The sequence below is a fragment of the Acinetobacter sp. AG3 genome, assembly GCF_022343575.1.
GTDB lineage: Bacteria > Pseudomonadota > Gammaproteobacteria > Pseudomonadales > Moraxellaceae > Acinetobacter > Acinetobacter guillouiae.
On the sequence record NZ_JAKQZD010000001.1, the window covers coordinates 601,828 to 613,779 of the forward strand.

At 37.3% G+C, this 11,952-nt stretch carries 13 protein-coding genes; 2 read left to right on the top strand and 11 right to left on the bottom strand.

Translation table 11 applies throughout. The features are described 5' to 3' along the window. Window positions 1-92: 92 nt before the first annotated feature. Entirely contained in the window at window positions 93-1,535 is a 1,443-nt protein-coding gene (locus L3V46_RS02850) for a hypothetical protein (RefSeq protein WP_239044872.1), read from the top strand. Here L3V46_RS02850 and L3V46_RS02855 read toward each other — a convergent pair. The 4 genes from L3V46_RS02855 to L3V46_RS02870 form a co-directional block, all read right to left on the bottom strand. Further along, on the bottom strand, window positions 1,527-2,147 hold the full coding sequence (locus L3V46_RS02855; RefSeq protein WP_096735148.1) for a rhomboid family intramembrane serine protease: 621 nt from the start codon (window positions 2,145-2,147) through the stop codon (window positions 1,527-1,529). The genes L3V46_RS02850 and L3V46_RS02855 overlap by 9 nt on opposite strands. A gap of 83 nt (window positions 2,148-2,230) precedes the next feature. Beyond that, complete coding sequence (locus L3V46_RS02860) at window positions 2,231-2,671, bottom strand: VOC family protein (protein WP_034612428.1); 441 nt, start codon at window positions 2,669-2,671, stop codon at window positions 2,231-2,233. A 143-nt stretch (window positions 2,672-2,814) separates the two neighbouring features. Then, window positions 2,815-3,750 (bottom strand): mechanosensitive ion channel family protein, encoded by a 936-nt coding sequence (locus L3V46_RS02865; RefSeq protein WP_004725982.1) that lies wholly within the window; start codon window positions 3,748-3,750, stop codon window positions 2,815-2,817. Window positions 3,751-3,764: 14 nt separating this feature from the next. Further along, window positions 3,765-4,586 (bottom strand): hypothetical protein, encoded by an 822-nt coding sequence (locus L3V46_RS02870; RefSeq protein ID WP_004725984.1) that lies wholly within the window; start codon window positions 4,584-4,586, stop codon window positions 3,765-3,767. A gap of 111 nt (window positions 4,587-4,697) precedes the next feature. Here L3V46_RS02870 and gspE point away from each other — a divergent pair, with 111 nt between their 5' ends. Next, the gene (gspE, locus tag L3V46_RS02875; RefSeq protein ID WP_004725986.1) at window positions 4,698-6,185 is read left to right on the top strand and encodes a type II secretion system ATPase GspE; all 1,488 of its coding nucleotides are present in this window, start codon (window positions 4,698-4,700) and stop codon (window positions 6,183-6,185) included. A 163-nt stretch (window positions 6,186-6,348) separates the two neighbouring features. Here gspE and L3V46_RS02880 read toward each other — a convergent pair whose 3' ends face one another. The 7 genes from L3V46_RS02880 to L3V46_RS02910 form a co-directional block, all read right to left on the bottom strand. Next, entirely contained in the window at window positions 6,349-7,197 is an 849-nt protein-coding gene (locus L3V46_RS02880; protein ID WP_239044873.1) for a hypothetical protein, read from the bottom strand. Between the two features lie 154 nt (window positions 7,198-7,351). Further along, window positions 7,352-7,777, bottom strand: a complete 426-nt coding sequence (locus L3V46_RS02885) for an organic hydroperoxide resistance protein (RefSeq protein WP_004817050.1) — start codon at window positions 7,775-7,777, stop codon at window positions 7,352-7,354. A gap of 89 nt (window positions 7,778-7,866) precedes the next feature. Beyond that, complete coding sequence (locus L3V46_RS02890; RefSeq protein WP_004817054.1) at window positions 7,867-8,304, bottom strand: MarR family transcriptional regulator; 438 nt, start codon at window positions 8,302-8,304, stop codon at window positions 7,867-7,869. Between the two features lie 87 nt (window positions 8,305-8,391). After that, window positions 8,392-9,216 carry a carbon-nitrogen hydrolase family protein gene (locus L3V46_RS02895; RefSeq protein ID WP_034612444.1) on the bottom strand — a complete coding sequence of 275 codons (825 nt, stop codon included), beginning with the start codon at window positions 9,214-9,216 and terminating at the stop codon, window positions 8,392-8,394. A 32-nt stretch (window positions 9,217-9,248) separates the two neighbouring features. After that, a complete protein-coding gene (gigB, locus tag L3V46_RS02900) occupies window positions 9,249-9,773 on the bottom strand; it encodes an anti-anti-sigma factor GigB (protein ID WP_016539397.1) in 525 nt (174 codons plus the stop codon). A 113-nt stretch (window positions 9,774-9,886) separates the two neighbouring features. After that, entirely contained in the window at window positions 9,887-10,855 is a 969-nt protein-coding gene (gene gigA / locus L3V46_RS02905) for an RsbU family protein phosphatase GigA (RefSeq protein ID WP_004725998.1), read from the bottom strand. Between the two features lie 123 nt (window positions 10,856-10,978). Beyond that, a complete protein-coding gene (locus L3V46_RS02910) occupies window positions 10,979-11,932 on the bottom strand; it encodes a VacJ family lipoprotein (RefSeq protein ID WP_004817058.1) in 954 nt (317 codons plus the stop codon). Window positions 11,933-11,952 lie beyond the last annotated feature (20 nt).

The window sequence follows — 11,952 nt, forward strand, 5'->3', positions numbered from 1 at the left end:
ACTACTTAATTTTTGAATATTAAAGCGTTATGTGGAATTTGTACTTAAATCTGTGTTATTACTAACTTAAATTATTATTTAATACATTATTTATGTGGCAATTTTTCAAAATTTTTTTTAAACAGTCTCAATCTTTGCCTCCTGTAAAAATTGAAGAAAATCAGCAGAAAGTTATTGTAAATACGGTAACTCAGTCTGTTGTTCAAAATACTCAAAGCAGTCCAGATATAGATGATTATACATATAGGTTTAATGGAAAAGAGCTTACAGACTTTGAAAATTCATTATTAAAACTAAAAAGTTATGATGGTTACACAAGACAGAAAATGTTGAAAAAGCTTCAACAATGTTTTGAACCAGAGCTTTTTCCACATTTATTGTATCGCCTTAGTGATTATGTTGAAGTAAATCGTCATTTGGCTGCAGAACATATTGTGCGTTGGAGTCAACGACCTGAATTTTCTCAGCTTTGTAGTAATTATTTTTTTGAAATTTCAATGTTGCAAAATCGAGATCGAACAGATAGTGATTCGTTAAAGTTATTGCTATCGGAAGTAGCGAGCAATAGAGTTTACCTCTCAGAAACTTTAATAAATAAACAAGGTAAACTTCCTCGTATTTTATTAAAATTTATTCTTCAATATCAATGGATAGAAGAATACGAGTTACTTCAATTCTGTGGATTAGCCAAAGATCAACATATCCGAGCTTTTTGGCTCAAGCAGTTGATTCAACACAAAACTGATGAAGAAGTTCTGTATCAATTGAAGCAGAGTTCCAATAGAGATGTGCAATATCGTTTATTTGATTTTTTATACCAGAAAGATGTACTCACTACAGATGATTTAATCTTATTTTGGCATAGTAAATTTCTTACGATTATGGATTATGCCTATTTTGCTTTAAGATCAAAAAACTTTAATTTTGAAATGTATTTTAAGGCACACCCAGTTGAGCAGTTATCTACATTTGAGGTAAGGATTCGTGCACATCAATGGATGTTATTAAAAGGTGATCTAACTGAATTTTATACGATTATTGAGCAAGTCAATCAACCCTTAATTGTAGATTCAATCTTATCTTTAGCATTAAAACAAAAGTATATTGAAATAGATCAATATTTTAGTTTTTGTCGAAAAATGGGGCGGAAATTACATTTCTATCACTTGTCAAAAGCAAAAAAATACTTGAGTGAAAAACCTAGTCTAGATGAGCTTATTCACTATTCGTCATTCATCGATGATGGAATCAGTTTCCATCAACGGCTGGAATTGGTTAACGGCAGTAATTTTGCGGATCAACTATATTGGTATGTTAAACAACATGACTATATTGAAACAATCGAAGACCAACAGCTGTTAGGTTCTTATGTTCGCCAAAATTTACAAAATTTGAAATATGCAATATATGGCGTACAGTGGACAGAATCACAAAAAATTGAAATGCGTAGTCGATTACCTGATTTTACACAGTTATATCCAGATATCTTTGACGATCAAAACATTATAGTTCTATTAAGACCTTATCTAGAATAACGGTGAATTAATAAATTTATAGAAAAACGCTGTAGCTAATGATGGTTCTAATAGTAAAGGAAATAAGAAACCATAGATTGCACCAGTAATATGCGCGCGGTGGTCGATTAATGGCGAATGTCCTGAACGGATTGCATACAGGCTATAGCATAAATAAATTGTCCCAAAAATAATTGCGGGTACAGGTAAAATATAGATATAAATCATGCTCCAAGGGTTAAACAGAATCGCACTAAATAACACTGCATTGACTGCACCCGAAGCCCCTAAACTTCGGTATGAATTTAGGGTTCGATTATGCAAATAGCTGGGAATCGCAGCAATGATGATGGCGCTACAATAAAATAAGACAAAGCCCATACCACTTAAGTAATCACGGAAAAACCATTCAACATTTCGTCCAAAGAAGTACAAGGTAAACATATTGAAAAATAAATGCATACCATCTTTATGGATAAAACCATGGGTTAAAAAGCGATCATATTGACCATGCTTAATCGCTGAAACATTGAAAATCAAACGATTCATTACATTGCGTTGCTGCCAAGCAATGAAAGAAATCGCAAGTGTGATTAAAATAATCAGAAGGGTATGGGTAAGACCAGTGATCATATTGTTATAAATGAGGTTGTTATCGTAATAGCAATATAACCTATATCATTGTCAATCAATAGGCTATCGCAATATTCTATTCATTATCCTTCATTCAGTTGGCAGTTCACCATCCAGCGAATACCAAACTGATCGGTGAAAGCACCATATAAAGCACCCCAAAATGTAGGTTCTAGTGCCATTTCAATATGACCATTGGCAGAGAGTGCTGTAAATAATCGCTGAGCTTCATTCGCTTCGTGAGCTTCTAAGTTGATCGAAATATAATGGTTGGTGCCTTTGCTAAATGGCGCACTATTAGGTGCACAGAACTGCTCGCTGGTGTCTGAACCCATCAATACAGTAAATTCATTAATCGGCAGAGAAACATGTAAAATATAGTTTTTCTCTTGGTCTGGCACTTGGACATCGGGCAGTTCGGAATAGCGTTTTAAAAATGAAAATTCACCGCCAAAAACAGATTTATAAAAATTAAAAGCAGCTTCGGTCTGGCCTTCAAAGTTTAAATAGTGATTGAGTTGCATTGTGATTGTCCATTTTGTTGTTTTGAAGTGATTAATTTATCAGCTCACGGTTTAAAACTTGATGAATATTTTGTAATTGAAAATAAAAATCCCTCAATCATAAATGAGGGACGCTTGTTTTCTAGATTATCGCTTTGATCTGCTTAAAGCTGTTTATCTTGTTGTTGCTCTAATTTTAAATCCTGTTTATTGGCGTAACCGTCAATATCTTCATTTTGAAGAACTTCATTTGGATTTGGACGATCTACAAAGCCAATTTTTGGTACAGGGATTTCAATCTGATTTTCCACAAAACGATTGCGGATTAACTCATGAATTTCATCTTTAACTTGTAAGTAGTTTGCTTGCATACACCACAGTGCAAATAAAATTTCAATGGAGGATTCTCCAAAGGCTGAAACAGTCACACGTGGTTTAGGATCTGCTAGAACTAATGGGTAATCGTTGGCAACATCAATTAAAACTTCACGGACTTTATTGATATTTTCATTGAAGTTAATTGCAACTGTAATCGACAATCGCCGTATCGGGAATTTTGATAGGTTATGTACGGGGGCGCGAATCAATTGCTCATTGGGAAGGCGCACATAGACATTGTCCATGGTCAAAAGTTTCACTGAAAGTAAGTCAATCGAAATCACTTCACCTTCAATGGTATGTCCACGAATCAGGGTGATTTGAATCGTATCGCCAACTTCGAAGGAACCTTCACCAATTAAAAATAAACCACTAATTAAGTTCGATGCAGAAGTTTGTGAGGCAAAACCCAATGCAACAGTTAAAATCCCTGCTGCGCCTAAAAATACGCTGAGTTTAAAGCCCGCTTCTTTTAAGCTGGCAATCACAAACAGTAAGAAAATAAAATAAAAAATACCTCTACGCCAAACCAATCGTTGATGCGCATTAAAGCGCGCACCGATGGTACGGATAAAGGTATTGGAAATGACACGTGCCAGCACAAAACCCACAAAGCAGAGGATCAGAGCAACAGCAATTTCACTTAAGCGGTCGACATTTACATTGGTAAAGATGCCTTTTAGGCTATTGGCAATGTCTTTGGGAATATTGGATTCAGCCATTTTTACCTCATCCCTTAGAAAAATGAATCAAACATATTGAACAAAGCGCCGCCTGGTGAGCGTGGTGGATGCACATAAATCACTTCGCCGGCCAAAGGTGGTGTACGATTTTCAATTCTTACACGGGCAGGGCGATCATTGCCTTCATAAACAACCTTGATTTGTGATGTCCATAAACGTCCTGTGCTTTCACTATAAAATAAAGGCAGTGCAGGAACAGGCACATTCATACGGTCAAATCGAAGCTGATGACTACTGACATTGTGGAAATCAATCGGTGTTACTGCACGAAAGGCACGTGGACGTAATAAATTTAATTCGGTACGACCATCGACTGAGGTGGCATAACACATTTCACCTGTGCGGTGATCAGGGCCAAACCATGTATCCTTAGGTAAAATTACAGGAATATCAAATAAGGGTTCTTTTTGGGCTTGCACAAAACCTGAAATCCACAGTGGTGTACTGATATAGAGTGTGCCGCGTTGGCCTGCCGGAATATAAATTGGATCGACAGGACGAATCACCACAGAGCGATCGGCTAAACGGGGCATAAGTTGAAATGCTTTATGGGTCTCGCGAAACATATAGCGTTCAACATGTACAGGTTCAGGAAAACCAAAGTTTACATCATGGATTTTATGCCATTGCTGCTCATAGTCATATTGGAATTTTGGACGATAATATTCCAAGCGCCATTCTTGTAAACCGCGAGTAATGCGCATCATCATAGAACCAAATTGCCATGCTTTGGATTGGTTCAATTCAAACAGTTGTTCTCCCCACCACTTTAAATCAGGGAGTTCTGGTTCCAGATGTTCTTTCTTCTTAGACAAATGTGTTTATCCCATTCATAAAATCATCATCAAATCTTTAACAAACAGACTTCACGCTGTCATGAGCATAGAGTACACTCAAAGCAATTTAAATCATTAATATAAGTTGTAATGCAAGTTCTCAAACAATTACAAATACCATATAGTTTTGCAAAACGGCATGGAGTGCTGTTGCGTTATGAAGGTGATCAAGTTTTTATTGTTCGCCGTCAGGATACCGCACAAATTGCGATTCAGGAAGCCCGCCGCTATCTCGGTCGTACAGCACAACATCAATTATGTAATGAAACTGAGTTTAATCACATGCTCAGTTCAAGCTATGCTGGTGAAACGGGCGAATCGCAACAGGTTGCCGCTGGTCTTGAAGATCACCCTGATCTATTGAGTCTGGCCGATCAGATTCCTGAAACTGAAGATTTGATGGATCAGGAAGATGATGCTCCAATCGTGCGACTCATCAATGCTTTATTATCTGAAGCGATTCGAGTCGGGGCTTCTGATATTCATATTGAAGCTTTTGAAAAGAAATTATCTGTTCGCTTACGGGTAGATGGGCAATTGCGTGAAATCGTACAGCCTCGTCGTGAACTTGCGCCATTGTTGGTATCGCGTATTAAAGTCATGGCAAAACTCGATATTGCAGAAAAACGTATTCCACAAGATGGTCGTATTTCTTTACGTCTTGCAGGACGTGAGGTGGATGTCCGTGTTTCGACCTTGCCATCGTCGCATGGTGAACGTGTCGTTATGCGTTTGTTGGATAAACAAGCGGGTCGACTCAACATGACTCATTTGGGTTTAATGAAGCCTGACTATGAGCGTTTAACCCAATTGGTTCATCGTCCACATGGCATTATTCTAGTCACTGGCCCTACAGGTTCCGGTAAAACCACGACTTTGTATGCCGCGCTTTCTGATTTGAATGATGGTTCTAAAAATATCCTCACTGCTGAAGATCCAATTGAGTATCAACTTGAAGGGATTGGGCAGACTCAAGTGAATACCAAAGTGGATATGACCTTTGCCCGTGCGTTAAAAGCCATGCTTCGTCAAGATCCAGATGTGGTGATGGTGGGTGAGATTCGTGATTTGGAAACGGCTGAAATCGCAGTTCAAGCGTCTTTAACAGGTCACTTGGTTTTATCTACACTACATACCAATACGGCAATTGGTGCTGTGACCCGTTTAAAAGATATGGGAATTGAACCCTTCTTATTATCCAGTTCATTGATTGGGGTAATTGCCCAGCGTTTAGTTCGGACATTATGTTCTCATTGTCATACATGGCGTGAAGCAGATGACTTTGAAAAAGATGTATTTAAACCTGTGAGTTTGGAATCGAATTTAAAACTGCCTGTGCCGAATGGTTGTGATTTTTGTTCCCATACCGGCTTTACAGGACGTACTGCGATTTATGAAATTGTACCGATTGATGAGCAGATGCGCCGTTTGATTCATGGTAATGCAGCAGAATATGAGCTTGAAGAATATGCACGTAAAGATGCAGGTTCAATTCGAGATGATGGTTTACGTAAAGTATTGGCGGGTAAAACCACAATGGAAGAAGTTTTACGGGTAACCAATGAAGCGGCTGAGTAAGCCTGATTCTTTAATAGTTTATATGTTATTTCCTAGCCCTTAATAATCGTTTATCAAAATAGATATTTAGCTAAAGCAGCTTTTTTTGATAAGTATTTATTTAGGGTATGGAAATTTATGTTTGGATTTTCGTCATCTCTAAATGAAAATCATCTTTGTTCTGTTAACTTTTTTGTTCTTCAAATCTAAAATAATATGGAAATAGATCAGAATCATCTTTTGTACATTTCATAAAATGCCTAAAAACAGTTAACTCCACTGCCTCATTTAGTTCTAAGTCTTGTTGATTTAACTCTTCCGTGAGTTCTATTGTTGGGGAGTTTAGGTTAAATCTCCCTGTTACGTTATAGATGTAAGAGTTTTCTGTTTCAATATCTAATCTTAAATCGGTTCTCCATTGTGAATTACTTCCCCATCCTTGAGATAAGTCAAAGTATTTTCTATTTTTACGTCTGAATGCCCAATAAATTGAAGCCTTGTTTATTAAGTTTAAATTGAATTTATCTGGATTGAGTAAAATTTTCACACCAGCTTTTTTTATCATTAAATTATTTAGTTTTACAGCAGGAAAGTTACACTCAATAATTTCGAAATCATTCATTCCTATTTGTGCTTCTATTATTTCACAATTAAAAGGTTTGAATGAAAAGGGTGTAGTTATTTCAAGACCAAGAAGGTTATTAAATTCAATGTATTCCGCTACTGTAATTCTTGGTCCTTTCCAATCAGAATCATCAGCATCATTGTCAGTTTGAAAAGGAAGTGTCAGTAGGTCTAATACACGAGATAATGCATAAAGCTCCCAAATATCTTCTTGCAATAATTCATTTTTTCTACCACTTATTTTGTTGGATATATTCGAAATATAATTCTTATAGTCATTTTCAACAATCCATTTTTTAATTACAGATTCAAAAAAATCTTCAGCTTTAAAGTCTAATATTGTTTCAAAGTATAATATTTTTTCAAAGTCTAATATTTTAAAATATAAATCTTTAATACTAAGTGCCATTGTTTACCCTAAGATTTAGATACATAAAATTATACAGAACATTTTTTTAGCGAATAAATATACTTGGGTGAAAATTCAAACTGATTTAAATAGCTTTGTAAATTACCCCTACCTAAAAATAAATTTATACTTCTAGGTAGGTTTTATCATAACATTAAACAATTACATTTAATGTCACATCAATATTGCCACGAGTCGCATTTGAATATGGGCAAACAATATGTGCAGCATCTACTAATTTTTGTGCTTCTTCTTGCTCTAAACCTTCTAAATGAATATTTAAAGTCACTTGAATACCAAAACCAGTAGCGATTGGACCAATACCAACATCACCTTCGATATAAACATCTGGGGTAATTTTTAAATGATCACGGTTGGCAACAAATTTCATCGCACCAAGGAAGCAAGCAGAATAACCTGCTGCAAAAAGTTGTTCAGGATTGGTACCGCCACCAGCACCACCCATTTCTTTAGGCACTGCTAATTTAACATCTAAAATTCCGTCTGATGATGTTGCACGACCATCACGACCGCCAGTTGCTTTTGCATGTGCTGTATAAACCACTTTTTCTAAAGACATCGGAAATCATCCATTTTTGATTGCGTTCAATTATATCGTATACGATATAAATATTTAAACAAGTAGCGTTTGTGTAAAATTTGATAACTTTATTTTGAAATGTTTTCGCGTAAATTTGAAAGAAGATCTTTCAATTGAGTAATGCTGTCTAAATCACAGGCACTGGCTTGAGCAACTTGTAACGGAATATCCACGGCTTTTAATTTTAGCGCATGACCTGCAGCTGTTAGGCTGATAATCACTTGACGTTCATCTTTCGTAGAACGTTCGCGGTTAACAATACCATTACTTTGTAATTTTTTGAGTAAGGGGGTCAAGGTAGATGATTCTAAAAAGAGTTTTTCACCAATTTCAGACACAGTTAGACCATCTTTTTCCCAAAGTACTAACATAACTAAATACTGTGGATAGGTCAGTCCTAGTGGTGTGAGTAATTTACGATAAAGTTGATTTAATGCTAAGTTTGTAGAGTAAACAAGAAAGCAGAGTTGATGATCAAGATTTAAGTTTGAATAGTCTTGTTGCATGCTTGTCTCGTGAAGATATTACGCCTCACAAGTATAACGTTGTTTTGTCTTGTTCAGGAAATAAAAGTCATTAATGGCAATACAGGCTTAGAATGACATCAATTTGCGATGTTGCATTAAAGGCATTGATTCACGAATTGAGCGCTGCTCATTCAAATCAAAAGGAACCGTCATCAATTGCGCGCCTTCTGCATCTGTAATCGCTAAAATCTGCCCACGACTATTGGTTGCACCAGCATGTCCCCAGGTTTGACGTTTTTCACCATGCCAACCTTGTTGTGCTGCACCTAAAACATGACATTGGCTGTCCATCGCACGTGCTTGAAGTAATAACTGCCAATGCATTTGACCTGTGGTATAGGTAAATGCAGCTGGTGCAGTCAAAATATTTGCACCTTGCGCTCTCAAGGTGAGAGCAAGTTCTGGAAAGCGTAAGTCGTAGCAAACCATCAAACCGATTTGTCCAAAAGGTGTTTTCGCGACAACAATATCACTGCCTGGTTCAAAAAACTGAGATTCTTGATACCCACCAACAGCATCACCCACTTGCACATCAAATAAGTGAATTTTGTCATAACGTGCTTCAGTGCCTTCTGGACTGATACATAGGCTGACAGTACGAACTCGACCGTCAGCAATAATTGAACCATCTGGGCGGAAAGGGCAAGGTAAGGTCCCTGCAACAATCCATATTTGATAATGATGTGCTAAGTTTTCTAAACGCTTTTGAATTTCTTCAAAACGTGCAGCAGTTTCCCGTTGTTTACCTGCGGCAAAGCAGACAAAATTTTCAGGAAACACAATCAAAGAAGCACCATCAGCTTTACTTTGTTGTATCAACGACTCAATCACACTGAAGTTTGCTTCAATGTCATTTTGAGAGTTCATTTGAACAACGGAAAGTAAAGTCATGGGCTATCCCTGATAAAGCAATTTTGAAATTATTAAGCGTTTTGCTGGTTTGAAGACACACATTCCATTGTATCTTGCTGCTTTTCAAGTTGTTTAACTAATGGCTCGAACATATTTTGGTTGTTTTCATTGAGCTTCATTAATGTTTTGTGTGCATCGAGAACGGTACACAGCATTGTGCTGTGATTAACATTATCGTCAATCAAAGCATTGGTGCACACTTGAGGGTCACCACAGTAATTTAAAATGACAAAAACCTGCCCTAAGCCCATGCTATTGGCTAGAGTGGTAATATCTGGATTTGTGGACAGCATCACCGCTTGGATGTGGTGTACTTGTTTCAACTTTAAGCCAAGCTTGGCAAGTATTCCAAGAACTGTACTATCAATAAATGTGGTTTGGGTTAAATCAACAATTGCGCCAATGACGTTTTTCTGTTGTTCAATCCTTGCCAAAAGTTTGTCTAAACTAATACAAGATTGGGCTCGCACTTCACCAATAAGTTTGAAAATATGCGTTCCATTCAAGCTTGCATATTCAACATGACCTGTTGACATATAAATGCCATTTGCAGAGAAGGATAGGAAAATTATCACATAGCGCAAGTCTATACTCAAGCGTTTGCGTATAGGTTATTAGTCTAATTTATTATATGTATTTGATTATATTGTTAATTCATTCTGCGGAGACTGAGGATTGCAATGTCATCTGCTACATGTTCTGGTGCGCGGAATGATTGATTTTGCAAATGATAGACCAATTGTGAGAACTGTTCATTCAAACCACCAGAGAATGGTTCAAGGGCACCATCAGAACAAATAATGAACCGCGCATGCTTGGTTAAGGTACATTGGAATTCTTCAACCTCTAAGTCTTCTGTGAGTCCTAAAGGAAAACTGCTGGTATTCAAGACACGAGGGGCTTGGTTGGGTTCAAAAATGATGGGGGGAGGGTAATGGCCCGCACTTGACCATTTTAAAGCATGCGTTTCTAGATTTAGAATGCCAGCTAACATTGTGATGTGTTTTTCAATGTTTTCTTGAACCAGCATACCATTGAGTTTTTTAATCAATTCTCTTGGTGTTTTCGAGCGACCATGAAAGGCAGCCATCCAAGATGTCAGTAAAGAGCTGGTTACCCCATGACCCGATACATCGGCCAAATAGAACATGATTTCTTTATCACTGATTTTCCAGTAGTCATACCAGTCACCAGACAAATACGCAGAAGGCTGGAAAAGCGTTTCAACTTTATAGTTTTGCAATTCAATTGGATTTGGAAGAAGTTTCTTTTGTAGTTCTGCGGCAGAAGGTAGGTCACGGCTATCTTGATTACGTTTATATTGCGCATCAATTTTTAATAAAGAATCTTCAAGATTGGCTGGAAGCTTGGTCCAGATCCAACCAGCAAGGGCACCAAGTTCCCATGCTTGAGAAAGTTCGCTTCCTTCATTTTCTTGTGCAATGACAATGGTAGGTAAAGCCCATTGGTATTGTAAAAAATCGTGGACGTCTGCAATTGCAATAATTGTTGGATCATAACGATGAATGTCTTCAATGGTAATCATCTGCAAGCTAGGAAGCGTATCTAATACTTGTTCTAAGCTTGAAATTTGGCGACTGGGTTGAATGAAATACATAGAAGAAATGAATGATCCTTAATCGGTATAAAAGCATTATCCAGTAGATTTACTATAGATGACACCACAATGCTAGTAAAACCATATGAATTACTAGCAAATAAGTTTAACAAAATATTGTGGTTATTTGTCTGCGTTTGTATCAGTAGGATGATTGCTGTCGTCCTCATCATCATCTACAAATGCGACAGCTTCCTGTCCACGACCTTTTTTCTCAGCAATTTGGAATGCTAAACGTTGTAAATAGATATCGCGAATTGCTGAGTAACGATCACCTTGCAATACACTTTCAACATCTAGAAGTTTAGAACGGGTATTAATCCCACCTAATGCACGGTTACCCCAGATTAAACCTGTTTGATGGTTGTTATCCATTGGATAGGTAAGCGGATTGGCATAGCCTTCAGCAACATAATCAACTGAGTGACGAAGTGTGCTAGGTCCTAAGATAGGCAGCATGACATAAGGACCACTTGGAATACCGTAGTAACCTAATGTGGTACCCAAGCTTTCTTCTTCAGTTGCTAAACCTAAGCGAGTTGCAGGATCAGCTAAACCTAAAGAGCTGACGGTGTTAATGGTAAAACGACCTAGAGACTTGGCTGCACGACTAAAACGCCCTTGAGCAAGTTGGTTGACCGCATTCCATGGTTCACTCAGATTTTTACGAAATAAACTATATGAAGAACGTACATCACCAGGCACTTTTGCTTTGTACTGAACAGCAATAGGTCGAGCAACATTACGGTCGATCATATCATTAAACGCATAAATTTCACGGTTCAATGGTTGTAGTGGATCTTTTACCGCATCTGGTTGTGCTGCATTGGCATTCACTTTTAAGTCATTTTTTGTGATGTTTTTAAGCTCTCTAAGGGCTTCAATTCTTGGGTGTTTAGAAGCTGCTTCGTTTTCTAGTGCTGAAGAATTCTCTTGAGACGACTTATCATCTGAATCAGAGTTTGTAGAAACAGCATTGTCCGAATTCTCTTGAGCAGATAATTCGTCTTGAGCAAATACATGGCTAGTCAGACCAATGCTAAGTAAACAAGCCCAAAGTACATGATAAGGACGCATAGAATTCCTTGAAATATTCT

Excerpts from the sequence above, each read along its gene's own strand:
- L3V46_RS02850 (WP_239044872.1), top strand. The coding sequence starts at position 93 with ATGTGGCAATTTTTCAAAATTTTTTTTAAACAGTCTCAATCTTTGCCT.
- L3V46_RS02855 (WP_096735148.1), bottom strand. The coding sequence starts at position 2,147 with ATGATCACTGGTCTTACCCATACCCTTCTGATTATTTTAATCACACTT.
- L3V46_RS02860 (WP_034612428.1), bottom strand. The coding sequence starts at position 2,671 with ATGCAACTCAATCACTATTTAAACTTTGAAGGCCAGACCGAAGCTGCT.
- L3V46_RS02865 (WP_004725982.1), bottom strand. The coding sequence starts at position 3,750 with ATGGCTGAATCCAATATTCCCAAAGACATTGCCAATAGCCTAAAAGGC.
- gspE (WP_004725986.1), top strand. The coding sequence starts at position 4,698 with ATGCAAGTTCTCAAACAATTACAAATACCATATAGTTTTGCAAAACGG.
- L3V46_RS02880 (WP_239044873.1), bottom strand. The coding sequence starts at position 7,197 with ATGGCACTTAGTATTAAAGATTTATATTTTAAAATATTAGACTTTGAA.
- L3V46_RS02885 (WP_004817050.1), bottom strand. The coding sequence starts at position 7,777 with ATGTCTTTAGAAAAAGTGGTTTATACAGCACATGCAAAAGCAACTGGC.
- L3V46_RS02890 (WP_004817054.1), bottom strand. The coding sequence starts at position 8,304 with ATGCAACAAGACTATTCAAACTTAAATCTTGATCATCAACTCTGCTTT.
- L3V46_RS02895 (WP_034612444.1), bottom strand. The coding sequence starts at position 9,216 with ATGACTTTACTTTCCGTTGTTCAAATGAACTCTCAAAATGACATTGAA.
- gigB (WP_016539397.1), bottom strand. The coding sequence starts at position 9,773 with ATGTCAACAGGTCATGTTGAATATGCAAGCTTGAATGGAACGCATATT.
- gigA (WP_004725998.1), bottom strand. The coding sequence starts at position 10,855 with ATGTATTTCATTCAACCCAGTCGCCAAATTTCAAGCTTAGAACAAGTA.
- L3V46_RS02910 (WP_004817058.1), bottom strand. The coding sequence starts at position 11,932 with ATGCGTCCTTATCATGTACTTTGGGCTTGTTTACTTAGCATTGGTCTG.